The following is a 24,429-nucleotide window of genomic DNA, read 5'->3' as shown; positions in this document are numbered from 1 at the left end:
GGTACGCGCGCGCCCGCGGCGGCTGGTTCCCGCTGCTGGCCGTCCTCGTCCCCGCCGACGTGCTGCGGCAGCTCGCGGCGCCGGAGCTGGCCCGCCGGTTCATCGACGCCGCCGTCGCGCACGGGCCGGTCGCCGAGCTGGCCGGGTACGCCGCCTGGTTCGTCGGGCTGGCCCTCGGCGGGCAGCTCCTCTCGGTGGCCGCCGCCGCGGTCGCCGCCCGGGTGGCGTGGGGCGCCACCAACGCGCTGCGCCGGGACCTCGTCGCGCACTGCCTGGACGCCGGGCCCGCCTTCCACCAGCGGCACCCGCCGGGCGAGCTGGTGGACCGGGTCGACGGCGACGTCACCCGGCTGGCCGGGCTGCTGTCCGGGCTGCTCCCGGAGATCGCCGCGCACCTGCTGCTGATCGTCGGGATCCTGGCCGCGCTGTTCCTGCTGGACTGGCGGTACGGCGCGCTGTTCCTGCCGTTCGCGCTGCTCATGCTGGCCCTGCTGCGCCGGCTCGCCGGCCGGGCGGTGCCGCTGCTCGCCGCCCGCCGGCAGGCCGGTGCCGCGCTGGTCGGGTACCTGGAGGAGGCGCTGACCGCGCGCGAGGACATCCGGGCCAACGGCGCCACCGGGCACGTCCTGGCCGGCCTGTGGGCGCGGATCCTGGCCCACTACGCGGCCGCCCGGCGGGCGGCCCGGGCCGCGGTGGCCTGGCCGGCTGCGGTGCAGGCGCTGGCCGCGGTCAACTTCAGCGCCGCGCTCGCGCTGGGCCTGTGGCTGTACCAGCACCGCGGCGCCAGCGTCGGCACCGTCTTCGCCGGCCTGTCCTACGCGGTGCTGCTGCGGCTGCCGCTGATCAGCATCACCACCCGGTTCCAGGACGTCGAGGACGTGCTGGTCAGCGTCCGCCGGCTGGACGAGCTGTTCGCCGCGCGCAACCCGGTCCGGGACGGCCCCGGCGCGCCGCCGCCCGGCCCGCTGGCGGTCGCGTTCGACCGGGTCGGGTTCGGCTACGGCGAGGGGCCGGTGCTGCGCGGCGTGTCCTTCGCCGTGCCGGCCGGGCGGCGGGTGGCGCTGATCGGCCGGACCGGCAGCGGCAAGTCCACCGTGCTGCGGCTGCTGTTCCGCCAGTACGACCCCGACGCCGGGGCGGTCGCCGTCGGCGGCGCCGACCTGCGCGGGCTGGGGGTGGCGGCGCTGCGCGCCCGGCTGGCGTACGTCACCCAGGACGTGCCGCTGATCCCCGGCACGCTGCGCGACAACCTGACCTTCTTCGACCGCCGGGTGCCGGACGCGGCGCTGGTCGCGGCGCTGGCCGACGTCGGGCTCGCCGACCGGTGCGCGGCGCTGCCCGCCGGCCTGGACACCGTCCTCGGGCCGGCCGGGGTCGGGCTGTCCGGCGGCGAGGAGCAGCTCGTCGCGCTCGCCCGGGCGCTGCTCGCCGAGCCGGACGTGGTGCTGCTGGACGAGCCCTCGGCCCGGCTCGACCCGCACCACGAGCGGCGGCTGCACGGTACCCTCGCCCGCTTCCTCGCCGGCCGGACCGCGCTGGTCATCGCGCACCGCCCGGCGACCCTGCGGCTCGTCGACGACGTGCTGGTGCTCGACGGCGGCCGGGTGGCCGCGTACGGGCCGCGGGACGAGGTGCTCGGCTCCGGCGCGGCCCGGCGGCTGCTGGCGGCGGGGGAGCGGTGAGCGGCGGGGCGGCGCCGGCCGGCGGGGACGACGCCCGGCGGCCGCCGCTGCGGGTGCTGGTGGCCGGGCGCGGCGGCCGGTACGCGGCGCTGGTCGCGCTGTGGGCGGTGCTGCGGCTCGGCATGCTCGCGCTCGGCCTGGTGCTCCAGTACGCGTTCGACGCGCTGACCGGCGCCCGCCCGGCCGGGCTGGACGCGTGGGGGGTGGCGGCCGTCGTCGCCGCGGTCGAGGCGGCCCGGATCGGGGTGCAGTTCGCGGTGGTGGTGCCGTGGCTGGAGCCGCGGATGCAGTACCACACGATCGCCGCGCTGCGGCTGACGCTGTGCGAGGCGGTGCTCGCCCCGCCGCGCGGCGCGCCGCCCGCGGCGGCGGGGGAGGCGCTGGCGTCGTTCGCGGGCGACTCCGACGAGGCCGGGTTCTTCGCCGTCTGGTCGCCGATCAACCTGGCCCGCTGGCTGTTCGCGGTGGCGGCGCTGGTGATCATGTACCGGATCGACCCGCGGGTGACGCTCGGCATCCTCGGCCTGTTCGCCGTCCTGGTGCTGGCGATGCGGCTGGTCCACCGGCGGATGCTCGCCTGCCGCGAGCGCAGCCGGGAGGAGGGCGCCCGGGTCGCCGGGGTGCTGCGCGACGTGCTCGGCGCCGCCGCGGGCGTGCAGGCGGCGCGCGCCGAGGCCGCCGTCACCGCGCACGTGGCCGCGCTGAACGACCGCCGCGGCGCCGCCGCGCTGCGCGAGGAGGTGCTGACCGCGGTCCAGCGGCAGGTGCTGCTCAACGCCGCCCCGCTGGGGATCGGCGTGGTGCTGCTGCTCGCCGCGCCCGCGCTGCACGGGGACGCGCTGACCGTCGGCGAGCTGGCCCTGTTCACCTTCTACGTGCAGTTGCTGGTGGACACGCTGGCGTCGCTGGGCATGTTCACCGTCCGGTTGCAGCGGGTCGCGGTGGCGCTGCGCCGGATGGGCGCGCTGGCCGGCGGGCGGCTGCGGGTGCGCCGGGGCGTGGACCTGGACCGCGGGCGGCCGGGGGAGCCCGGCGCCGCCGCGGCGCCCGCGCCCGGCGCGGCCGGCGGGGGCGCGCCGCGGATCGAGGTGCGCGGCCTGGCCGCCCGGTACGACAGCGGCGGCGGCCTCGAACCGGTCGACTTCGACCTGCCGGCCGGCTCGCTGACCGTGGTCACCGGGCGGGTCGGCGCCGGCAAGTCCACGCTGCTGCGGGCGCTGCTCGGGCTGCTGCCCGGCGCCGCCGGCGAGGTGCGCTGGGACGGCGAGCGGCTGGCCGACCCGGGGGCGCAGCTCGTCCCGCCGCGGTGCGCGTACACGCCGCAGGCGCCGCGGCTGTGCACCGGCACGCTGCGGGAGAACGTGCTGCTCGGCGTACCGGACGGGCCGGAGCTGGACCGGGCGGTCCGGCGCGCGGCCCTCGCCCCGGACCTGGCCGCGCTCGCGGCCGGCGCGGACACGGTGGTCGGGCCGCGCGGGGTGCGGCTGTCCGGCGGGCAGGCGCAGCGGGTGGCGGTGGCCCGGATGCTGGTCCGCCGCCCCCGGCTGCTGGTCTGCGACGACGTGTCCAGCGCGCTGGACCCGGCGACCGCCGCCCGGCTGTGGGACGGCGTGCTCGCCGACCGGTCGGCCACCGTGCTGGCGGTCTCGCACCACCCGGCGCTGCTGCGCCGGGCCGACCGGGTGTTGCTGCTGCGCGGCGGCGCCCTGGTCGGCGCCGGGACGCTCGCCGAGCTGCTCGCGACGTCGGCGGAGATGCGCCTACTGTGGGCCCGCGCCGGCGGGGAGCCGGACGCCGAGTGACGCGGCCCGCTCGGCGACCTGGGCGCGCAGCCCGGCCGCCAGCCCCGTCGCCGGCCGCCAGCCGAGCAGCCGGGCCGCCCGGCCGCGGTCGGCGTGGGTGGCCGGGACGTCGCCGGAGCGGCGGGCCCGGTGCCGGACGGCGACCGGGCGGCCGACCAGCTCGCCGATCCGGTCCAGCACCTCCGCCACGGACACGTGCCCGCCGGTGCCGACGTTGATCGCCTGGCTGGGCAGCGGCGCGGCCGCCGCCCGCAGGGTGGCCCCGACGACGTCGCCGACGTAGACGAAGTCGCGGCGGTGGCCGCCGTCGCCGTACACCTCCAGGGTGCCGCCGGTCAGCGCCGCGTCGATCGCGCGGCGGATCAGCATGTCCGGGCGCTGGCCGGGGCCGTACACGGTGAAGTAGCGCAGCGCGACCACGGTCAGGGCCGCGTCCAGCCGGGCGGCGTGGGCCAGCGCCAGCCGCTCGGCGGCGAGCTTGGTCACCCCGTACGGCGACAGCGGCCGCAGCTCGGCCTCCTCGGCGACCGGGCCGGCGGGCGCGGCGCCGTACACGCTGGACGACGACGCCAGCACCAGCCGGGGCACCCCGGCGGCCACCGCGGCGTCGAGCAGCCGGCCGGTGGCCAGCACGTTGTCGGCGACGTACGCCTCGAACCGCCGCCAGGACGGGTACACCCCCGGCAGTGCGGCCAGGTGCAGCACGGCGTCGGCGCCGGCGAGCAGGTCGGGGTCGGCGGCGCGCAGGTCGGCGGCCACCCACCGGTACGGCGGCTCGGCCGCGCCCGGCCCGGCGGCGAGCCACGCCCGGTCCACGCCGGTGACGGCCGCGCCGCCGGCGTGCAGGGCGGCGGCGACGTGCCGGCCGACGAAGCCGGCGGCGCCGGTGACGACGACGCGGCGACCGACGAGGGATTCCGGAATTCGATCTACAGCGGTCATTGCTCCTCCGCGAGCACTTACTCGCCCCCGTGCGGGCGGATCGGGCCACGGTAGCAGCGGGGCGCTGTCCATAAGCGAGCGATATGTCGGGCGCATGCGTCCGGCGCGGAAAGCGGAATATCGCCAACACTTTACATTGGACGGTCGATTCCCCTTGCGATCGACGGCCGCCGCTGCCTAGCCTGGCGGAAACAGCGTCTGCCGACGCCGTGGAGCGCGCGATATTCGGGGGATCGCCGATGCTCGGTTCTGTCGCCCTGCCCGTGCGGCGGTTGATCAGCCGGGGTTACCGCCCGGTGCCGCAGCCGCCCCCGCCCACCGACTGCCTGGTGGGCCTACCCGGTGCCCCGCTCGCGGGCGCGCCACCCGCGGCGGTCGCCGCGCTGCTCGGCGCGTCCGTCGCCGGCGGTGTGGGGGTCGTCCTGCCCACCTGCGTGGACCGCGCCGCGCCGGCCGCCCACCGCGCGGTCGTCGCCGACCTGCTCGCCCGGCTCGACGAGCTGCGCGCCGCCGAGCCCGGCCGCCCGGTCGTGCTGCTCCTCGGCATGCAGTGGGGCCCCGGCGAGGACGACGCGGCCCGCGACCGGCTGCGTGACCTGTGCGAACTCGTCGGCGACCGGCCCGTGCCGGTGGTCGGCATCGCGATGCCCCGGGTCGGCAAGGCGCCGATGCTGAACGCCGCCTTCCGGATCGCCACCGCCGCCGGCCTGGCCGGCGTCGGCTGGGTCGACGACGACGTGCGGCTCGGCCCGGGCTGCCTGGCCCGGCTCGTCGCGGCCTTCCGGCGGCGCGGCTGCCGCGGCTCGGCCGGCGCGCGCAAGGTGCCGCGGCCGCACCCGTACGCGGCCGCCCGGCTGCTGCACCGGGGCAAGCTGGTCGGCCGCACGCCGCGCTACGCGTACCCGCACGGCTGCTGCATGATCGTCGACGCCGCGCTGGCCGCGCGCGGCATTCCGGACCGGTACACGTGCGAGGACGACTACTTCTGTTTCGCGCTGATCGACCCCGCCCACCCCGATCCGCTGCACCGGATGCACATCGTCCCGGACGCGCTCTGCTATCACGCCGTCGGCGGCCCGGCCGGCGAAATCCGGCGCCGGGTGACGCGATCATTGCGGACCGCCGCGGTACTGCTCGCCGATTTCCCGGCGCCCGTAGCGGCGATCTATTTCTCGATGTATTTCCACGGCCTGTGGCCGCTCGCCGCGGCGGCCCGCGGGCACGGCGCCGCATTCGCGGCGCGGAAGTGGGCGGTGAAGTCCCTGCACTTCCTGTGGTTCGCCCGGGTCGCGCTCGCGCTGGCGGCGCGCGGGCTCGTCGGGCGGCCGCTGGCGGCGATCCCGTGGGCGGCGTACTCGCGCCACGACCGGCCGCCGCCCGCCCCGCTGCCCGTCGCCGCCGCTGCCCCGGGGGTGCGACAGTGACCGACATCGCCAGGTACATCCAGCAGCGGGTCCGCGGCAAGGGCGTGCTCAACGTCCTCAGCGGCGTGTCCCGCACGTACGCCGGCGGGGCCGGCACCCGGGCGCTCAGCGAGGCCGCCCGGCTGCGCCACCGGACCCGGCCGCCGCGGTACACGATGGTCGCCATCGAGACGATGAGCGGCTGCAACTACCGCTGCTCGTTCTGCCCGGTGGGGACGATGAAGATGCCGACCGGGCGGATGCCGCTGGCGCTGTACGAGAAGCTCCTCGACCAGCTCGCCGACTTCACCGGCGTGCTCCACCCGTACCTGTTCAACGAGCCGCTGCTCGACCGCCGGCTGCCCGAGCTGGTGCGGATGGCGGCCGAGCGGACCAGGGCGTCGATCTCGATCCAGACCAACGGCTCGAAGCTCACGCCGGAGCTGGCCGAGGAGCTGACCCGGTACGCGACAGTGGTGGTCAACGACTACACCACCGACAACTCGGTGCTGGACCGGCTGCGCCGGTACCCGGCCCGGCCGCGGCTGGTGCTCGTCGACCGGAATCCCGACGCCACCCTCACCAACCGGGCCGGCAACGTGCCGAACCGGCCGACGGTCCGGCTCAAGCAGTTCTGCGCCCGGCCGTTCACCGAGTTCTACGTCACCCACGACGGGCGGGCGGTGCTGTGCTGCCAGGACTGGGGTTACCGCGAGGTCATGGGCGACCTCAACACCGAGACGATCGAGCAGGTGTGGCACAGCGAGCGGTACGCCGCCGTCCGGGCCCGCCTGCTGCGCCGGGAACGGACGGGGCTGTGCGCGGGCTGCGACTTCCCGGGGATCTGAGCGCGCCGGCCGCCCGGCCGGGGGTGCTGGCCGCGCTGCGCGCCGCCGCGCCGGGGCTGCTGCACGTGGTCGACCCGTACAAGGTGCCGGTCGCCGAGGCGGCCGCCAAGGCCGCGGCGCTGGCCCGGCTCGGCCACCCGGCGCTGCTCGTGGGCAGCACCGACAACCCGGCGTTCGACGCGCACGTCGCGCCGTACGTCGCCGAGCTGCGCCGGCACACCGACCGGTACCTGGTCCTGCACTTCCCGCCGGTCCGCGGGCGCGGCGCGCCGGTCTGCCCCGGCGCGGACGCCGTGCTGCTGCACGTGGTGCTCGACTCGGCCGACCCGTACCCCGGCGCGGCCGCCGACACCGCGCGGGCGGTCGCCGAGCTGCCGGGGCCGCCGGTGGTGCTGCGGTCGGCCTCGTTCGCGTTCGGGCCCGACCCGAAGACCGCCGCGGCGGCCGGCGCCAACCCGTCCGCCGAGGACCCGGCCGCGCTGGCGCCGTACCTCGACGCGGTGGCCGGCGGGGACTTCGACCTCGCGTACCTGCTGTCCCGGCACGGCCGGGTGAGCCGCGCGGTGTGCCGGCTGTTCCGGGCCCGGCTGGGGTCGCGGCGGCTGCTGTTCGTGGGCGGCGGGGTGCGCACGGCGGGGCGGGTCCGGGCGTACGCGGACAGCGGCGCCGACTGGGTGGTCGCGGGCACGGCCCTGGAGCGCCCGGACTGGCGCCGCGGCCTGGCCGACCTCGCCGACCCGCGCCCGCCGACCCCGCGCCGCAGCGGGGCGGCCGGCGGTGGGGCGGTCCGGCGCCGCGCCGGTGGCCGGGCGGAGTTGGCGGCGGCGTTGCAGGACGGCCTGGCCCGGCCGGTCGGGGTCGGCGACGCCGAGCGGGCCGCCTACGCCACCAACGTCGGCGGCGTCGACCGGCGGCTGCCCGCCGTCGTCGCCCGGGCCGGCACCGCCGCCGAGGTCGCGCACGTGCTGCGCACCGCCCGCGCCGCCGGCGCCGGCGTCGGCCTGCGCGGCAGCGGGCACTCGTTCGGGGCGCAGGCGCTGTCCGACGGCGGGGTGCTGCTCGTCCTCGAACCGGGCGACCCGGACGTGACCGTCCACCCCGACGGGACCGCCGAGCTGAGCGCGCGGACCACCTGGCAGCGGGCCGAGGCCGCGCTGAACGCCCGTGGCCGGGCGGTGCCGGTGCTGACCAACCACCTGGCCGTGACCGTCGGCGGCACGCTCGCCGTCGGCGGGTACGGCGAGGGGACCGTCGCGCACGGCGGCCAGGTGGACCTCGTCGCCCGGCTGCGGCTGATCCGCCCGGACGGCGGCGCGGTGTGGTGCGGGCCGGGCGAGCGCCCGGAGCTGTACCGGTACGGGCTGGCCAGCCTCGGCGCGCTCGGCGTGCTGGACCGGGTGGTGCTGCGCACCGTGCCGTACGCGCCGCTGGCGACCATCGCGGTACGCCGGCTGCCGACCCTGCGGGCGCTGGTCGCCGCGGCGGGGCGGCTCGCCGCCGCGCCGGTGGACCTGCTGTCCGGGCAGCACTACGAGGGCGGGTTCCTGGCCACCTACGGGGTCCGCGGCGACCGGCCGCTGCCGCCCGCCCTGGCCCGCGGCGCGGCCGTGCGCACCGAGCGGGACCGGCCGCTGCGCTCGCTGCGCGAGGCCCGGCGCAACCCGGCCGACCCGGACCGGCACTTCCTGTGGACCGACTACTGCCTGCCGCTGGCCGCCGCCGACGCCTTCGCCGCGTTCGTGCAGGAGCGGGTGCTGGCCGACCCGGCCTACGCCCGGTACCGCGGCCGGGTCCTGCTGCTCGCCGCCGGCCCGGCGGCGGGCCGGCCGGGCCTGCCGTTCGCGCCGGCGACCGGGCTGGCCGCCGGGCCGGTGCTGGGGTTCGGGCTGTACTTCGCCGTACCGCGGGGCGACGCCGCGGGCGTGGCCCGGGTGCAGGGCCTGCACCGGGCGGCGCTGGCCGCGTGCCTGGCCGGCGGGGGCCGCCCGTACCTGGCCGGCTGGTACGAGCTGGACGGGCCGACGCTGCGCGCGCTGTACGGCGCCGACCCGGCCGCCCTGCGCGCCCTGCGCGCCGCGCTCGACCCGGCCGGCCGGTTCAACCCGGGGCCGCTGTCGTGACCGCCCCCCGGATCCGGATCGTCTCCATGCGCACCTGGGGCGAGCTGGGCAACCTGCTCGCCGGGCACACCCTCGCCGCGCACCTGCGCGCCGGCCTACCCGGCGCGGTCGTGGACGTGGTCGAGGGCGAGGAGCTGTACCCGCCGTTCGCCGGGGTCGGCGCGGCCATCCGCGACCTGGTCCGGGCGGGCCTGCCGCCGGACGGCGTGCGCGCCGGCTACCTGCGGATCATGGACGGGCTCACCCGCACCCTCCCGCCGGACTTCGAGGCCGAACCGCCGCCGGCGCTGCGCCGCGACCTCGGCGCGGTCGCCGCGCACCTGGACCGGGACCGGCCCGACCTGGTCATCGGCACCAAGGGCGTGCTGTCCCGGCTGTGCCACGCCGCGCTGCACCGGTCCGGCCGGGGTACGCCGGTGGTCAACTACGTCACCAACGAGGGGCTGCTGCGGCTGCCCGTGCACCGGTCCCGGACGCTGCCGGTGCACCTGGTGCAGTTCGAGCGGGCGCGGGCGTACCTGGTCGGGTGGCACGGGTACGACCCCGGCCGGGTGCACGCGGTCGGCCGGCTGCTCGCCCGGGACCAGGCCGGCCGGTTCTTCGAGGGCGGGGCGCCGGCCGCGGCGGTCGACCCGGCGCTCGCCGCCGCCGGCCGGCGGGTGCTGGTGCTGGCCAACCGGGGCGGCCCGGCGTACGGCCGGCTCGTCGCGGAGCTGGCCGCCGACCACCCGGACGCCGCGCTGGTCGTGGTCGCCCTGCACGACCCCGACCTGGCCGCCGCGGCCGCCGGCGCGCTGTGCGGGCGGCCCGGCCCGTGGCGGGTGTTCGAGGCGCTGCCGCAGGGCGACTTCCTCCGGTACCTGGACTGGCTCGCCGCCGCCGACGCGCCGCTGTTCCTGTCCAAGACCGGGCCCAACGCCATGCTGGAGGGCCTGCACTACGGGCTGCCGCAGTTGCTGCTGCGCTCGGGCCTGCCGATGGAGGAGTGGGTCGGCCCGTTCCTCGCCGAGCACGGCGTGGGCGCGGCGTTCGACCGGATGGCCGACCTCGCCGCCGCCGCGACCCGGTGGGTCGGCGACCCGGCCGGGCTGGGCCGGCGCCGGGACCGCGCCCGGCGGCTGTCGGCCACGCTGCTCGACCCGGCCGCCGCGCACCGGCGGACCGTCGCCGCGGTCGCCGCCGTCCTCGCCGCCGAGGGGGTGCCGTGCGCTCCGGAGTAGCCGCGCTGGACGCCGAGTGGCAGCGGGCCCAGGCCGAGCTGCACCGGCGCTGCGCCGCCAAGCTGGGCGCGGTCGGGATGAGCCCCGCCGGCCTGGCGTACGTGCGGCGGATGAAGGGGTACCCGCGGATCCCGTACTTCGCCGCGCTCTGGGTCCGCGACCCGGAGCTGCGCCGCGAGCTGGGCGTGGCCATCTGCACCCACGCGATCGGCATCAAGCTGATCGACGACCTGATGGACCGCGACCAGCCGATCGAACCGTGGGACCAGATCCTCGGCGTGTACCTGCTCCAGCACAGCACCGCCACGTTCGGCGCGCACGCGCGCCCCGCCGAGGTGCTGCGGGTGTTCGACGAGGACTACGACGTCATCTGGCGGGAGCAGGTCCACGAGGCGCAGCGCCCCGCCGACTCGCTGGCGAGCTGGGTGCACTACGCCCGGATCAAGTCCGGCCGGATGATGATGTGCTACGCCTCCGCCGCCTGCCTCGCCGCCGACGCCCCCGCCGCGCTGCCGGCCGCGCGCGCGTTCGCCGAGGCGTTCGGGGTGCTGTTCATGATCGGCGACGACCTGCGCGACTTCCGCCAGCTCGGCGAGGCCGGCGGCAACCTGGTCCACCTCGTCCGCACCGGCCGGGTCGACCTCGCCGACGCCGTGGCCGCCATCGGGCACTGGCGGGAGACGGCGCTGCGGGCGCTCGCCGACTGCCCGCCGGTGCACCCGGTCGCCGACTTCATGGCCGGCTTCGCCGACCGGCTCGTCACGATCGCAGGGGAGTGCGTGCATGCCGACGTTCGCTGACTTCAAGGCCGAGATGGCCGACAGCCACGCCCGGGTGGTGGCCCGCTGCCTGGCCGAGCTGGCCGAGCTGGGCATGTCGGCGGCCGGGCTGGCGTACGTGCGGGAGCTGCGCGGGTACCCGCGCACGCCGTACTACGCGACGCTCTGGGTGCGCGACCCGCGCGCCCGGCGGGCGATCGGCGAGGGCCTGGGCGTGCACGCGGTCGGGGTGAAGCTGCTCGACGACCTGATCGACGGCGACACCCCGCTCGGCCCGCGGGACCAGATCTTCGGCGCCCACCTGATCATGCTCGGCGCCGCGCTGCTCGCCGGCCGGGAGCGCCCCGCCGACGTGCTCGCCGCGCTGGTCGCCGACTACCGGGACATCTGGCGGCAGGAGGTCGTCGAGGTCACCGCCCCGCACCCGGCCACCCTGGACGCCTGGCTCGCCGCCGCCCGGATCAAGGCCGGCGTGATGATCGCCAACTACGCCGCGCTGGCCTGCCTGGCCGGCGGCGCCCCCGACGGGGTGCCGCGGGCGCGGTCGTTCGGCGAGGCCCTCGGCGTGCTGTACATGATCGGCGACGACGTCACCGACTTCGACGACGGCGAGCGCGCCGGCAACCTCGTCCACCTCGTCGCGACCGGCCGGGTGGACCGGGCGGCGCTGGCGGCGGCGATCGGCGGCTGGCGGGACCGCGCCGCCGCGGCGGCGGCCGGCACGGTCTGCGACCCGGTGCCGTTCCTGGACCACTTCGCGGCCAAGCTGCGCGACCTGGTCGCCGACCGCACCACCGCGCCCCCCGCTGCCGCTGCCGCGCTCCGGTGACCGGCGATCTCGCGCGGCGGCTGCGCGGGCGGGTGCTCAGCCCGGCGCCGCCGGCCTGGCACCGCGACTTCGGCCGCACCCGCTGCCGGGCGCCGGTCGCGGTCGTCCGGCCCGCGGACGCCGCCGATGTCGCCGAGACCCTCCGGTACGCCGCCCGGGCCGGGCTGCGCGTCGCCGCCCGCGGGCACGGGTGCAGCAGCGACGGGCAGAGCCTGTCCGACGGCCTGGTGCTGGACACCAGCGCGCTGGCCGGCTGCGCGCTCGGCGCCGACGGGACGGCCACCCTGGGCGCGGGGATCGGCTGGGGCGCGGCGCACCGCCGGCTGGCCGCGGCCGGGGCGGCGCTGCCGGTCGTACCGAGCAGCGAGCACGCCACGCCCGGCGGGACGCTGTCGGTCGGCGGGTACGGCCCGACCTCGCCGTTCGCCGGCTCGCTGGCCGACGCGGTCGAGTCGCTGGACCTCGTCCTCGGCACCGGCGAGGTGCTCCGGGCGACCCCGGACGGCCCGTACGCCGAAATTTTTCGGTACGCGCTGTGCGGGCTGGGGCGGATCGCGGTGATCGTCGCGGCCCGGCTGCGACTCGGCCGGCACCGCCCGCACCTGCTCCTGCGCCACGTCACCGACGACGACCCCGCGGCGGCCGGGCCGGGCGGGGCGCGGTCCGATCGGGCGGGGTCCGGGGCCGCGGCGGGCGACGACGAGGTCGTGCGGGCGGCGCTGCGCGGGGACGCCGGCGCGGCGCGGGCGGTGCTCGCCGACGGGCGGTGGGTGCTCTGGCGGCTGGCCCGGTCCACCGCCACCGGCCGCTGGCGGACCGAGCTGGGCCGCCCGGCGGACGTCGGCCCGCCCGGCGCCGGGCCGGGTGACCCGGCCGGCGCCGGCCCGGCCGCGCTCGGCGAGGAGGTGGTGGGCGACTACCCGGCCCGGTTGTTCGCCGCCGAGGCGGTGTTCAGCGACCGGATCGCCGCCGCGCAGGTCGCCGCCGGCCGGCTCGCCGACCCGGCCGCCGCGCGCCGCGTGTGGGGCGACTTCTTCGTACCGATCGACCGCGCGCCGGCATTCCTCGCCGCACTCGCGGAACTGTTCCCGGAGCCCGTTCACACGCCCGTGTGGAATAGCGCGATCCTGCCCGCCGCGGTAATGCGACACCGGCTGCCGCTGAGCCCGATGCCGCATTCCGCTCTCGTCCGCACGGTCGGCGTGTACAGCGTGGTACCGCCCGACCGGGTGAACGATTACCGGGACCGGTTCGACCGGGCGACCGCCCTGTGCCACGCGGCGGGGGGACGCCAGTACCTGCACGGATACCACCGCGGCGACGCCGACTTCCTCCGCGCGCAGTTCGGCGCGGCGACAATCGCGAGGTGGCGGGCGGTGAAAGCGCGGTGCGATCCGGGCGGCGTTCTCGGCCCGCCGCCGCCATTGTGAAGATCCATTCTCGGTACTGCGCCGAGAGTCGTACGCCCCCTGCACACATCGACCAACCGGATGGTCGGCGGCGTTGAGGCATTAAGGTGACAAGCATGGACATCACCGATAGTCCGGCGGCCCCCCGAACTCCCCCGGCAGCCGTCGTCGAACCGTCCGAACCCCGGCCCGTACGGCTGCGGGCGGCCGGCATCCACAAGCGCTTCGGCAAGCGCCACGTCCTGCGCGACGTCGACCTGACCGTCCGATCCGGAGAGGTCGCCGCGATCATCGGCGCCAACGGGTGCGGCAAGTCGACCATGCTGAAGATCTGCGCCGGCCTGCTGAGCCCGACAACGGGCACGGTGACGATCAACGGCAAGCTGTCGTACTGCCCGCAGCAGGCGGGGTTGATGGGCTTCCTCACCCCGGACGAGCACTTCGTGTTCTTCGGCGCCGGCCGCGGCCTGGGCCGCGGCCGGGCCCGGGCGGACGGCCGCGAGCTGGCCACCCACCTGGCCTGGAACGCCGCCCCGCCGATCCAGGCGCGGCACCTGTCCGGCGGCACCCAGCAGAAGCTCAACCTGGTCCTGGCGGCCCTCGGCGAGCCGGACATCCTGCTGCTGGACGAGCCGTACCAGGGCTTCGACCGCGGCAGCTATGTGGACTTCTGGGAGTGGGTGCTGCGCAAGCGCGACGCCGGCACCGCGGTCGTGGTGATCACCCACATGCTGAACTCGCTCGACCAGGTGGACACCGTCCTGGACCTGACCCCGAAGGCGGACTGCAACTCATGACCAAGCTGCTCACCGTGGCCGAGATGATGTGCCGGGACCTGGCCCGGCGCCGCACCGCGCTGGGCCTGCTGGCGCTGGTCCCGCTGACGTTCTACCTGGCCCGGCACACCGACCAGCCGGAGAAGGCCATCCGGTTCGCCGGCCTCGGCCTGGCCTGGGCGGTCAGCACCGCGGCGCTGTTCACCAGCAACACCACCAAGGCGGTGGAGTCGCGGCTGCGGCAGACCGGCTTCCGGGTCTTCCACCTGTACGTCGGCACGCTGCTCGCGCTGCTGTCGCTGGGCGCGGTGCTCGGCGGGGCGTACTGGGGCCTGATCGTGCTGGACCAGGACCTCGACCGGCCGCTGGCCGTCGGCCTGGAGTTCGGGCTGACCGTGCTGGTCGCCGCACCCCTGGGGCTGCTGATCAGCGCGCTGGCGCCGCGGGACCTGGAGGGCACGCTGATCCTGATCACGCTGACCGGCCTGCAGTTCCTGGTCGACCCGGCGGAGGAGCTGGCGAAGCTGCTGCCGTTCTGGTCCACCCGCGAGGTGGGGATCTACGGCGTGGAGATGGGCGCGGTGGACCATCTGCGCGACGGGGTCGTGCACGCGGCGATCTACGTGGGCGTGCTGCTCGCGGCGACGGCGGGCATGGCGGCGTACCGGCTGCGCCGCCGCTCGCACATCCGCCTGCAGGCCGCCGGCGCCTGACCGCGCCGCCCGCGCCGGCCCGCCGCACCGTGGGCCGGCGCGGACCGACCGCGGCGGCCCGGTCGCGTTGCCGGGGCCGGTTCAGGCGGCGTGCAGCGGGCCGTCGAGGTACTTCAGGCCGCTGTCCACCTGGACCGTCACCACGGTCCGGCCCGGGCCCAGCCGGCGGGCCAGGCGCAGCGCCGCGGCCAGGTTGATCCCGGTCGACGGGCCGGACAGGATGCCCTCGGCCCGGGCCGCCCTGCGGGCCAGCGCGAACGCCTCCGCCTGCGGTACGGCGAGCACCTCGTCGTGGGCGTCCGGCGCCAGCAGCGGCGGCCGGCGGCCGATGCCGCCGCCCTCGACCCGGTGCGCGCCCGGCGGCCCGCCGGACAGGACCGCCGACTCGGCCGGCTCGACCACCGCGCGGAGCAGGTCGGGGTACCGCTCGCGCAGCGCCGCGCTGGTGCCGAGGAAGCAGCCGCCGGTGCCGACGTACAGGCAGACCGCGTCGATCGGGCCGGGCACGCCGGCGAGCAGCTCGGCGCCGAGCCGGCGGTACCCGGCGACCATGTCGGTGTTGGTGAACTGGTCGGTCCAGTACGCGCCGGTCCGGGCGGCGATCTCCCGGACCCGGGCGGTCATCGCCGGGATGAGGTCCGGCGTCATGCCGGCCGGCGCGGGCACCAGCTCGACGTCGGCGCCGAACGCGCGCATCGTGGCGAGCTTGGCGGGGGCGACGCAGTCGGCGGAGACGATCCGCAGCGGGTACCCCTTGACCGCGCAGACCAGCGCCAGCGCCGACCCGGTGCTCCCCACGCTCGCCTCGACGACCGGCTGGCCGGGCCGCAGCCGCCCGGCGGCCTCGGCGCCCTCGATCATGGCCAGCGCCATCCGGTCCTTGTACGAGCCGGTGGGGTTGGCGCCCTCCAGCTTGACCCAGACGGCGGCGTCGGCCGGGCCGGTCAGGCGGCGCAGCGGCACGACGGGCGTCCCGCCGATCCCCGCGAACCCGCTCACCGCACCACCCCCTGCACCCACCGACGGCCCGGACCCGGGGTCGGTCCGGAACCCGGGCCCGGCCCGGCCCGGGTCGGGCCGGGCGCCGTCGTGGCACCGAGCCTGCCCGCCCGGCGGGCGGGGGGAAAGGGCCAACCGGCGGTCAGTGGCCGGGCGCCGGGCCGCGGGCCGCCCACCGGTCCGCCGGGATGACCACCCCGCAGTGCCGCTCGTACGCCGCCAGCAGCGCCGCGTCCCCGACCAGCTCCTCCTCGGCCCGGTCGTCCCCGCGGGTGACGATCAGCCGGCGGCCGGCGATCGTGACCCGGCCGTCCGGGGTGAGCCGGCTGCACACCGTCCGGCGGGTGAACGAGGACTCCGGCGCGGTCCGCTGCCACCAGCAGGTCGGCCCGAAGTCGGCGAGTGCCCGCTCGCGCAGCTCCAGCCGGTAGGCCGGCTCGTCGTCGCGGAGCACGTCCACGTCGCCGTCCGGGGTGTCGGCGAGCCGGAAGGTGCCGGCCGGGTCGCGCTGGTCGCCGCGGGCCGCCCAGCGCAGCGGGAACACGCTGTGCCGGCCGAAGCCGACGTCCGCCAGCCAGCCCTCGCCGCCCGGCGGGGTCACCAGGAGGGCGAGGTGGTCGAACGGCGGCCCGTACCGCTCGCCCGTCCAGACCCGGGCGGCCAGCCGGGCGACCCGGTAGCCGAGCGCCTCCAGCAGCCGGGCGAACAGCCCGTTCAGTTCGTAGCAGAAGCCGCCCCGGCGCCCGCGGACGATCTTGTCGAGCAGCGCGGCCGGGTCCAGCGGCGTGGGCGTGCCGAGGTGGATGTCCAGGTTCTCGAACGGGATCGCGAGCAGGTGGGCGCGGTGCAGGGCGGCCAGCGCGGCGGCGTCCGGCGGGTCGGGCGCGGCGGCGCCGATCCGGTCGAGGTACGCGGGGACGCCGTCCGGGTCGGTCATCCCCCCACCATGCCCGCCCGGCGCCACCGCTCGCCACCGATGCGCGATCCCGCCCGGCGCCGCCGCCCCCACCGCGGCCGGCGCCGCTGGCCGTCTCCGCGCCGCGTCCGGCGGTGAGGGGATACCGGCGCGGAGGTGCCGTTCGGGAAAGGTCGGACGTTCGCGGTGCGCGAACGCGATCCGGGCCGCCGGGCCCGCCCGATCCCGTTATCGTCGGTGGCGGGCGGCGTGCCGGCGCCGGGATCGACGAGGTGAGGCGCGATGAGCGGAACCACGATCTCCGTCGAGACCGCGCTGCCCGCCGCGGAGGTCGAGCCGCTGTACGCGCTGTACGCCGCCGCCCTCGCCCCGCTCGCCGACCGGGCCGCCTCCGGCCGGCCGCTGACCGCGGACGAGTTCGCCGCCGAGCTGGCCGACCCCCGGATCGAGAAGTACGTCGCCCGGGACGCCGCCGGCCGGCCCGCCGGCCTGGCCACGCTGGCCACCGACCCGGCCGCCGTGTCGTGGGTGAGCACCGAGTACCTGGCCGCCCGGTACCCCGGGCACGCCGCCCGCGGCGCCATCTTCTACCTCGGCCCGACCGTGGTCCGGCCCGACCTGCGGGGCTCGCGGCTCCCGCTGGAGCTGGCCGACCGCGCCGTACAGCGGTCCCGGCGGGCGGGCGCGGTCGTCGGCGTCGACGTGTGCGCGTACCTGGCCGACCGCGACGCGACCCGCGGCCTGGCCCTGGTCGGGCGCCGGCACGGGTACGGCCTCGGCGAGGTGGACCGGCAGACGTACTACGTCATGGACCCCGCGCTGCTCGGCCGCCCGCCCGGCACCGTGGTCGCGCCGGACGCCGGCGAGCTGCGGGTGGTCCGGCTCGCCGACCGGCCGGAGCTGCTCGCCGGGGTGGCCGCGGTGCTCGCCGCGCGGTGGCCGCACTTCCTGCTGTACGGCACGCCGGCGCACGGGCTGGACCTGCTCGACCTGCTCGCCCGGGTACCGCGGCACGTGGCCGTGCTGGTCGACGGCGCGGGCGCCGCGCACGGCGCCGGCCTGTCCGTGCCGCTCCGCTGGGACGGGACCGCCGCGGACCTGCCCGCCGGCTGGGACGGCACCCTGCTGCGCGCGCACGAGCTGCTGGCCACCGGCGGCCAGCCGAACGCCGTCGCCGCTCTGGCGGTCACCGCGGACCCCGGCGCCGGGGACGCCGCGGACGCGCTGCTCCCGGCGCTGCGCGAGGCCGCCGCGGAGATCGGCGCCGGCACGCTGATCGCGCCCGTCCGCCCCGCGGGCAAGGCCCGGTACCCGCTGCACGACCCGGCCGACTACGCCGAGTGGCGCGACGCCGACGGCCGGGCCTTCGACCCCGAGCTGCGGCGGCACCGCGCGCTGGGCGCCCGGGTCCTCGGCCCCGCCGCGCCGTCGCTGACCGTCACCGGCAGCGTCGCGCAGTGGCGGGACTGGACGGGCCTGGCCTTCCCGGCCAGCGGCGAGTACGTGATCCCGGACGGCCTCGTGCCGCTCGCGATCGACCGGCAGCGCGACGTCGGCACGTACCGCGAGCCCGGCGTCTGGGTGGCCCACTCCCTCAAGGAGTGAGCGCCCCCGGGGCGGGTGACCCGGGGTGACCCTGAGTGGACGAAACGTACAGTTCCGCGTGCTGGCGTCGGCCGCGCTCGGGGACCTGCCCGTGGGAGATGCCGCTCACCGAGGCCGGCGGGCGCCCGCCGGCCGGCATGACCATGGGCGTGCGGACCGAGGTCGCCATCGCGCGGGCCGTCGACAAGGGCGACCCGGACGCGCTGGCCGTCCAGCCGCTGCCGGCGCCGGCGGCCATCCCCGGCGCGCTGGACCGGCTCGGCTTCCGGTTCACCTCGGCCGACCCGGAGGCCGGGCATGTCCGCGGCAGCCGCCGGGCGCCGCCGTTCTGCCAGGAGCAGCCGGGCAGACTGGCCGGCATGAGGAGTGAACTGATCAGCGTCCGGACCGGCCGCGCCCCGGTCGTCCTCGACCTCACCGCCGAGGCGGAGGCGTTCCTGGCCGGCGCCGGGGACGGCCTGCTGCACGTGTTCGTCCCGCACGCCACCGCCGGGGTCGCGGTCATCGAGACCGGCGCGGGCTCGGACGACGACCTGCTGGCCGCCCTGGACGACCTGCTCCCGCGGGACGACCGGTGGCGGCACCGGCACGGCGCGGCCGGGCACGGCCGGGACCACGTGCTGCCGGCGTTCGTCAGCCCGTACGCGGTGCTGCCGGTCCTCGGCGGCCGGCTCGCGCTCGGTACCTGGCAGTCGGTGTGCCTGGTGGACACCAACGGCGACAACCCGGACCGGCAGGTGCGCTTCTCGTTCCTGCCCGGCTGACCGCGACGCCGGCCGGGGGACGGTGGGAAGCGTCCCCCGGCCGGCGTCCGGGTCGTCAGTGGGTGTTCGGGTGCGTGAGGTGCTGCGTCAGCCTGCGCAGCGGTCGTCGGGCAGGGCCGGCGGGGTCAGGTCGGACTCGCCGAGTACCCGGACCGAGGCCCGGGTGATGGCCCGGACGCCCTGCTCCTCGCGGTACGCCTGGACGGCGCTGGTGTACTTGTTCGCGCCCATCGGGTACAGCTCCAGCCGCACCCCGTCGATGAACGCGCAGGCGGCCTCGTCCCGACCCCAGCCGGTGATCTCGCGGCCGCGGTACTGCTCGCGGAAGTGCCCCGGCTGCGGGTCGGTGGCGGGCGCGGCGAACGCGCCGTCGACCGGGCGGGCGGCCGCGGCCGGCCCCGCCGCGGCGGCGGCGAGACCGGCGGCGGTCAGCACGGTCGTGAGCGCGGCGGTGAACCCTCGCATGACATCTCCTCCGAACTCCCCCGTCGTGGTCCGGCCCGGGAATCGGGCCGCGGCTACCCTCACACTGTGCACCGGCGGGCTATCACGGCCCTATCCGACGCGCGACGGGCCGGGTGCCGGGCGCCGCGACGGGGGTCAGCGGAGCCGGACCGAGCCCTGGTCGGCCTCCGGCGGGTCCGTGCGCAGGACCGCGGAGGCGGTGTACTCGAGCATGGTGATCATGCGGCCGTGCGGGGTCGCCCAGTACTGCGCCGACTCCGCCGCCACCTTGATCATGGTAAGGCCGGGGGTGTCGACGCCGTCCTTGAACCACGCTTCGAGCTGCTTGTGCCAGAGCCGCTCGGCGCGCGCCCGGTCGAAGCCGGTCTCGGCCCGGCCGCTGACCGAGATCCACTTGCCCTTGTCGCTGACCGCCACGTTGACCTGCGGGCTGTCCCGCACCTGCGCGACCAGGTCGGAGTCCTCGAACGCGAAGAATCACAGGTCGCCGTCGGCCTCCACCTCCTGCATGGACATGGGCCGGCTGAGGTGCCGGCCGTCCTTGGTCATCGTGGTGAACATGCACAGGTCGGAGTCCCGGAGCAGCTCGATCAGCTTGGCGCGGGTGTCGGTGTCGGTCATACCCGCGACGTTCCCGCCCCCACCGGCCGGCAAACGCCTGCCCTTTCGTACGGCCGGGTCGCGCCGGTGCGCTGTGATCAACCCGGGGCGGGGTACGTCGTGGAGGGGGTGAAAGGTGTCTGACGTCCTGTTGACGGTGGGAGCATGGCGGGATGGCTAGTCGGGTTGCTGTGGTGGCCGTTGACGCGGTGCGGCCGGATGCTGTTGCGGAGTTCTGGTGTCGGGTCCTGGGGTGGCGGGTCGTCGATCGGGACGACACCGTGATCAGCATCGCGGCGGCCGACGGGGCGTGGCCGGCGATCGACGTGGTGCGGGTGCCCGAGGAGAAGAAGGTCAAGAACCGGCTGCACCTCGACCTGCGGGCCGACGGGGTGTCGACCGGGGAGGAGCTGGCCCGGCTGCTCGACCTCGGGGCGCGGCGGGTCGACGTGGGGCAGGGGCCGGACGTGAGCTGGGTGGTGCTGGCCGACCCCGAGGGGAACGAGTTCTGCCTGCTCTCCCGTACGGTGCAGGAGGTCGACCACCCCTATTCGTGACCGCCCGGCGGGTGCGGCGCGCGCCTTCGATGGGGGCGTGCTGACGGCGCGGAAGACGAGCATCCGGCGGGACCGGTACGAGGTCGCGCGCGACGGTACCGTCCTCGCCACCCGGGACGCCGGCGCAGCGGCGGCGACTTCACCCTCGACGGGCGGGCGCACCGCGTGCGCGGCAACGTGTGGGGCACCCGGTACACGCTGACCGACGACGCCGGCGTCGAGCTCGCGGCGGCCGAGCGGGTCGGGCGCAGGCGGTGGACGGTCCGGGCCGGCGGGCGGGAGTACCGGTTCCGGCGGACGTCGTTCTGGACGGGCGGCCAGGAGCTGTACGACGACGCGGGGCCGGTCGGGTCGGTGCGGCGGACGAGCTTCTGGCGCGGCGACGTCGCCGCGGACCTGTCCGGCCTGCCGCTGCCGGGCCCGGCCGTGCGGGCGATTCGACCGACCCGGGCCACCACGGCGGCCACGACCGGCCGGCGCCGCGGCGGTCGTGGGCCGTCGGCGCCGGTCCCGGGCGGTGACGGATACATCGCGATGAATGTGTTGCCGGCCGGACGGCCGGTGACAACGTGCCGGCGGCCGCGCATGATGGGTGGTCGGCGCGGCCGTCCGCCGTGCCGAGCCCCGACCCGGAGGTGCCATGGCGGTCGACGCGACGCCCCCGGGCGGCCCCGGCTCCGCGGCGCGCGCCGACCTGCTCCGGGCCCTGCGCGCCGGACCGTTCCCGGCGGCCCTGGACCTGGCGATCGAGGCCGGCGGGCTGAGCCTGGAGGAGATCCGGGCGTACCTGGTCGAGCGGGGCGTACCGGTCAGCACCACCACGCTGAGCTACTGGCGGCGCGGCCGCCGGCGGCCGGAGCGGCCGGAGTCGCTGCGGGCAGTCCGGCTCGTCGAGGAGCTGCTCGGGCTGCCGGCCGACGCGCTGGTCGGGCTGCTCGGCCCGCGCCGCGCCCGCGGCCGGTGGGTGGGCCGGTCGTCGGGGGTGGTGGAGGCGGGCCGGCTGTTCGACGGCGACCAGGCCGGGCTGATGCTGGACCGGATCGGGGTGCCGCCGCGCGGGGCGCTGAGCCGGCTGAGCACGCACGTCCTGGTCGGGGTGGACGCGCAGCGCCGGGTGACCGGGGTGCGGATGCGGGAGATCCTGCGGGCGAACGCCGACCGGGTGGCCCACTGCGGGGTGCTGTACCTCGCCGACGAGGACCCGGCGAGCCCGCCGGCGCTGACCGACACGCGGTACTGCCGGACCGGGCGGGTGAGCGTGGACCGCACGGCGGGCCTGATCGCCTGCGAGCTGATCCTGGACCGGATGCTGATGGCGGGGGAGCCGGCGTACATCGAGTACTCGTGGAGTTTCCCCGAGCCGCTGCTGATGCTGAGCTACGAGTACCGCTTTCTCCAGCAGGTCCGCGAGTACCTGCTACAGGTGCAGTTCACCGCCGGCGCGGTGCCGGCCCGGTGCCACCGGCACGAGCGCCGCACGGTCGGCGCGCCCGAGGAGATCGGGCGGGAACTGTGGATCGGCGCGTCGAACACGGCGCTGCTGGTGGAGCACGACGTGCCGCCGGGCATTGTCGGCATGCGCTGGGAATGGCCCGATTCCTGAGCATTGCGCCGGGGCCCGGCCGAACGGTTTTCCACAGAGTCCCAACAGTATTACGACGTAATCATCGACGTCGATTTCAAAGCGGCTGCCGGAGTGCGTACGGGCGGAACTACCGTCCCCGGACACCACCCCGCACCGGCAAGTAACCCGCTCGCCGGGCTCCGCCGAGGAGTCGTCCATGTACCGATCGCTCGCATCCGTCCTGGCCGCCGTCGCGGCCGCCGCCGCCGTCGCGGCGCCCGCCGCGGCCGCCGACCCGGCCGGGACCGCCCGGGTCATCAACGGCACGCCGGCCACCGTGGCCGAGTTCCCGTTCATCATCTCCCAGCACCGGGTCGGCGGCGCGCGGCCGACCGAGCAGTCCTGTACCGGCACGGTCGTCGCCAGGCGCATCGTCCTGATCGCCGCCCACTGCAAGTACGCGCAGGGCGACAAGTACCTCGTGTACGGCCGGGACGACCTCGCCGACGCCACCGGCGCCCGCATCCCCATCACCGAGTACCGCCAGCACCCGAAGTACCAGGCCAACGACGGCTGGCGGACCGGCTTCGACGTGGCGGTCATCGTCGCCGGGTCGGACATCCCCACGCCGGCCGGAATGGCGTACCCGCCGATCGCGAAGTCCGGCGACCCGCTGCCGCTGGGCACCGAGGGGACGGCCGTCGGCTACGGCAAGTCCGACTCGCAGGACGCGAACAAGAACACCAAGCTCTACAAGACCACGCTGCCCACGGTCGACCCGAAGAACTGCAAGCAGATCAATTTCCAGTACGACGACAAGTACATGAGTTGCAGCGGTTTCGGCGACGGCAGCACCGGGCTGTGCCAGGGCGACAGCGGCGGCCCGTACCTGCACGACGGCAGGGTGTACGGCGTCTTCTCCTGGCTGCGCACCGACTGCGCCTCCTACAACGCCCACGGCCGGCTCAACGGCGTGCTGGGCGACTGGGCCAACGAGCAGGTCCGCACCATCGGCGCCGGCCTGCGCTGACCCGCGCCGCCGCCGCGGCGCGGGCACCCGCCCGCGCCGCGGTCCCCTTCCACCCCATTGGAGGAACAATGCGTTCACCGAACATCGCGCGCGGGATCGCCGCGGGCCTGGCCGCCGGCCTGGCGGCCGCCGTAGCCGGTACCGCCGGCCCGGCGTCGGCCGCGGTCGGCACGATCGTCGCGGCCGGGGCGCCGGGCGCGGTCCCGGGCCGCTACATCGTCGTCCTGCAGGACGGCGCGTTCGCCGCCGCGGGCGTGGCCGCGACCGCGCGGCGGCTGGCGGAGCGGCACGACGGCACGGTCCGGTTCACCTACGAGCACACGCTGCGCGGGTTCTCGGTCGCGATGGACGCCGCCGACGCCCGCCGGCTGGCCGCCGAGCCGGGCGTGAGGTACGTCCACGCCAGCGGGAACGTGCGCGGCGCCGGCGAGCAGCAGAACCCGCCGTCGTACGGGATCGACCGGATCGACCAGAAGGCCCTGCCGCTGGACAAGAAGTTCGTCTACGACACCACCGGCGCCGGCGTGACGATCTACGGCATCGACTCGGGCATCCGCAGGACGCACCAGGACTTCGGCGGGCGGGTCACCGACGGGTACGACTTCATCGACAACGACGCGACCGCGCAGGACTGCCACGGCCACGGCACGCACACCGCGGGCACGTTCGCCGGCAAGACGTACGGCGTGGCCAAGGAGGCGAGGATCGTCGCCGTCCGCGTCCTGGACTGCGCCAACAACGGCCCGGACGACGGCATCATCAAGGCGATCGACTGGGTGACCGAGAAGGCCAAGGGCACCCGGGCCGTCACGAACATGAGCTTCCGGGCCGACCTGTACCCGCACAAGGCGATGAACGAGGCCGTCGACCGGGGCTCGGCCGCGGGCATCGTCCAGGTCGCGGCGGCGGGCAACGAGGGCAAGGACTCGTGCACGTACTCGCCGGCCAGCGCCGCCAGCGCGATCACCGTGGGCGGGACGAACAGCAGCGACCAGTTCCAGTGGAACTGGGGCTCGTGCATCACCGTCCTCGCCCCGAGCGTGAACATCACCTCGGCCTCGCACAGCGGCGACAGCGGCAGCGCGGGCATGTCGGGCACCTCGATGGCGACCCCGCACGTCGCCGGGGCGGCGGCGCTGCTGCTGGAGAAGTTCCCGGCGTACCGGCCGGCGGACGTGAAGAAGTGGGTCGTCGACAACGCGACCCCGAACGTGATCAAGAACCCGGGCAAGGGCGTCCCGAACCGCCTGCTGTACGTGCGGCTGTCCTAGCCGGACGCCGTACCGGTTCGCCGGGCGGGCGCCGTCGGGGACGGCGCCCGCCCGGCGGCGTGTTCGCCGTACGGTCATCACCGCGGGTGGATCCGGCCACCGGCCGTTTCCTCTCCCGCCGACGGGGAAAGGGCT

21 protein-coding genes and 2 pseudogenes are annotated in these 24,429 nt (G+C 76.9%); 18 read left to right on the top strand and 5 right to left on the bottom strand.

Annotation, left to right across the window (positions count from 1 at the left end):
- The first annotated feature begins 59 nt into the window (after nucleotides 1-59).
- Complete coding sequence (locus IEY94_RS20155) at nucleotides 60-1,682, top strand: ABC transporter ATP-binding protein (protein ID WP_189171804.1); 1,623 nt, start codon at nucleotides 60-62, stop codon at nucleotides 1,680-1,682.
- Entirely contained in the window at nucleotides 1,679-3,484 is a 1,806-nt protein-coding gene (locus IEY94_RS20150) for an ATP-binding cassette domain-containing protein (protein WP_229784286.1), read from the top strand. The genes IEY94_RS20155 and IEY94_RS20150 overlap by 4 nt, the downstream gene beginning before the upstream one ends.
- Here IEY94_RS20150 and IEY94_RS20145 read toward each other — a convergent pair.
- Nucleotides 3,443-4,426: an NAD-dependent epimerase/dehydratase family protein gene (locus IEY94_RS20145; RefSeq protein WP_189171803.1), complete on the bottom strand. Its 984-nt coding sequence runs from the start codon at nucleotides 4,424-4,426 to the stop codon at nucleotides 3,443-3,445. The genes IEY94_RS20150 and IEY94_RS20145 overlap by 42 nt on opposite strands.
- Nucleotides 4,427-4,665: 239 nt before the next feature.
- On the opposite strand from IEY94_RS20145, the gene IEY94_RS20140 reads away from it, so the two are divergent.
- From IEY94_RS20140 to IEY94_RS20100, 9 genes are all read left to right on the top strand, one after another.
- The gene (locus IEY94_RS20140; protein WP_189171802.1) at nucleotides 4,666-5,850 is read left to right on the top strand and encodes a glycosyltransferase; all 1,185 of its coding nucleotides are present in this window, start codon (nucleotides 4,666-4,668) and stop codon (nucleotides 5,848-5,850) included.
- Entirely contained in the window at nucleotides 5,847-6,677 is an 831-nt protein-coding gene (locus IEY94_RS20135; protein WP_189171801.1) for a radical SAM/SPASM domain-containing protein, read from the top strand. The genes IEY94_RS20140 and IEY94_RS20135 overlap by 4 nt, the downstream gene beginning before the upstream one ends.
- Complete coding sequence (locus IEY94_RS20130) at nucleotides 6,647-8,797, top strand: geranylgeranylglyceryl/heptaprenylglyceryl phosphate synthase (protein ID WP_189171800.1); 2,151 nt, start codon at nucleotides 6,647-6,649, stop codon at nucleotides 8,795-8,797. Before IEY94_RS20135 ends, IEY94_RS20130 begins: the two co-directional genes overlap by 31 nt.
- Complete coding sequence (locus IEY94_RS20125; RefSeq protein WP_189171799.1) at nucleotides 8,794-10,017, top strand: glycosyltransferase family protein; 1,224 nt, start codon at nucleotides 8,794-8,796, stop codon at nucleotides 10,015-10,017. The genes IEY94_RS20130 and IEY94_RS20125 overlap by 4 nt, the downstream gene beginning before the upstream one ends.
- On the top strand, nucleotides 10,002-10,817 hold the full coding sequence (locus tag IEY94_RS20120; RefSeq protein ID WP_189171798.1) for a hypothetical protein: 816 nt from the start codon (nucleotides 10,002-10,004) through the stop codon (nucleotides 10,815-10,817). Before IEY94_RS20125 ends, IEY94_RS20120 begins: the two co-directional genes overlap by 16 nt.
- Entirely contained in the window at nucleotides 10,801-11,625 is an 825-nt protein-coding gene (locus IEY94_RS20115) for a polyprenyl synthetase family protein (RefSeq protein WP_189171797.1), read from the top strand. Before IEY94_RS20120 ends, IEY94_RS20115 begins: the two co-directional genes overlap by 17 nt.
- Nucleotides 11,622-13,055 carry an FAD-binding oxidoreductase gene (locus IEY94_RS20110; protein WP_189171796.1) on the top strand — a complete coding sequence of 478 codons (1,434 nt, stop codon included), beginning with the start codon at nucleotides 11,622-11,624 and terminating at the stop codon, nucleotides 13,053-13,055. The genes IEY94_RS20115 and IEY94_RS20110 overlap by 4 nt, the downstream gene beginning before the upstream one ends.
- A 95-nt stretch (nucleotides 13,056-13,150) precedes the next feature.
- Nucleotides 13,151-13,831, top strand: a complete 681-nt coding sequence (locus IEY94_RS20105; protein ID WP_189171795.1) for an ATP-binding cassette domain-containing protein — start codon at nucleotides 13,151-13,153, stop codon at nucleotides 13,829-13,831.
- On the top strand, nucleotides 13,828-14,523 hold the full coding sequence (locus IEY94_RS20100) for a hypothetical protein (protein ID WP_189171794.1): 696 nt from the start codon (nucleotides 13,828-13,830) through the stop codon (nucleotides 14,521-14,523). The genes IEY94_RS20105 and IEY94_RS20100 overlap by 4 nt, the downstream gene beginning before the upstream one ends.
- A gap of 81 nt (nucleotides 14,524-14,604) precedes the next feature.
- On the opposite strand, the gene IEY94_RS20095 is transcribed toward IEY94_RS20100, so the two are convergent.
- Nucleotides 14,605-15,522, bottom strand: a complete 918-nt coding sequence (locus tag IEY94_RS20095) for a PLP-dependent cysteine synthase family protein (RefSeq protein WP_189171793.1) — start codon at nucleotides 15,520-15,522, stop codon at nucleotides 14,605-14,607.
- Between the two features lie 142 nt (nucleotides 15,523-15,664).
- A complete protein-coding gene (locus IEY94_RS20090) occupies nucleotides 15,665-16,459 on the bottom strand; it encodes an arylamine N-acetyltransferase family protein (RefSeq protein WP_189171792.1) in 795 nt (264 codons plus the stop codon).
- A gap of 261 nt (nucleotides 16,460-16,720) precedes the next feature.
- Here IEY94_RS20090 and IEY94_RS20085 point away from each other — a divergent pair, with 261 nt between their 5' ends.
- From IEY94_RS20085 to IEY94_RS23735, 3 genes and pseudogenes are all read left to right on the top strand, one after another.
- Nucleotides 16,721-18,043 carry a hypothetical protein gene (locus tag IEY94_RS20085; protein ID WP_189171791.1) on the top strand — a complete coding sequence of 441 codons (1,323 nt, stop codon included), beginning with the start codon at nucleotides 16,721-16,723 and terminating at the stop codon, nucleotides 18,041-18,043.
- A gap of 35 nt (nucleotides 18,044-18,078) precedes the next feature.
- Nucleotides 18,079-18,369: pseudogene (locus IEY94_RS24050) on the top strand (sporulation protein); the annotation flags it as partial.
- Nucleotides 18,370-18,402: 33 nt separating this feature from the next.
- Nucleotides 18,403-18,807 carry a YjbQ family protein gene (locus IEY94_RS23735; protein ID WP_229784303.1) on the top strand — a complete coding sequence of 135 codons (405 nt, stop codon included), beginning with the start codon at nucleotides 18,403-18,405 and terminating at the stop codon, nucleotides 18,805-18,807.
- A gap of 87 nt (nucleotides 18,808-18,894) precedes the next feature.
- Here IEY94_RS23735 and IEY94_RS20075 read toward each other — a convergent pair whose 3' ends face one another.
- Nucleotides 18,895-19,272, bottom strand: coding sequence for a tyrosinase family oxidase copper chaperone (locus IEY94_RS20075; RefSeq protein ID WP_189171789.1), 378 nt, complete (start codon nucleotides 19,270-19,272; stop codon nucleotides 18,895-18,897).
- A 135-nt stretch (nucleotides 19,273-19,407) separates the two neighbouring features.
- Nucleotides 19,408-19,893, bottom strand: a pseudogene (locus tag IEY94_RS20070) (pyridoxamine 5'-phosphate oxidase family protein).
- Nucleotides 19,894-20,066: 173 nt separating this feature from the next.
- Here IEY94_RS20070 and IEY94_RS20065 point away from each other — a divergent pair.
- The 4 genes from IEY94_RS20065 (at nucleotide 20,067) to IEY94_RS20050 (ending at nucleotide 24,294) form a co-directional block, all read left to right on the top strand.
- Entirely contained in the window at nucleotides 20,067-20,429 is a 363-nt protein-coding gene (locus IEY94_RS20065) for a VOC family protein (RefSeq protein WP_306341612.1), read from the top strand.
- A 640-nt stretch (nucleotides 20,430-21,069) separates the two neighbouring features.
- On the top strand, nucleotides 21,070-22,032 hold the full coding sequence (locus IEY94_RS20060; RefSeq protein WP_189171787.1) for a hypothetical protein: 963 nt from the start codon (nucleotides 21,070-21,072) through the stop codon (nucleotides 22,030-22,032).
- A gap of 178 nt (nucleotides 22,033-22,210) precedes the next feature.
- Nucleotides 22,211-23,023, top strand: coding sequence for a S1 family peptidase (locus IEY94_RS20055; RefSeq protein ID WP_229784285.1), 813 nt, complete (start codon nucleotides 22,211-22,213; stop codon nucleotides 23,021-23,023).
- Nucleotides 23,024-23,091: 68 nt separating this feature from the next.
- Complete coding sequence (locus tag IEY94_RS20050; protein WP_189171786.1) at nucleotides 23,092-24,294, top strand: S8 family peptidase; 1,203 nt, start codon at nucleotides 23,092-23,094, stop codon at nucleotides 24,292-24,294.
- Nucleotides 24,295-24,429: the final 135 nt, after the last annotated feature.

Source organism: Pilimelia anulata, from assembly GCF_014647895.1.
Classification (GTDB): Bacteria; Actinomycetota; Actinomycetes; order Mycobacteriales; family Micromonosporaceae; genus Pilimelia; species Pilimelia anulata.
The sequence above is the reverse complement of the archived record's forward strand: the minus strand, read 5'-3'. Positions and strand labels throughout refer to the sequence as shown.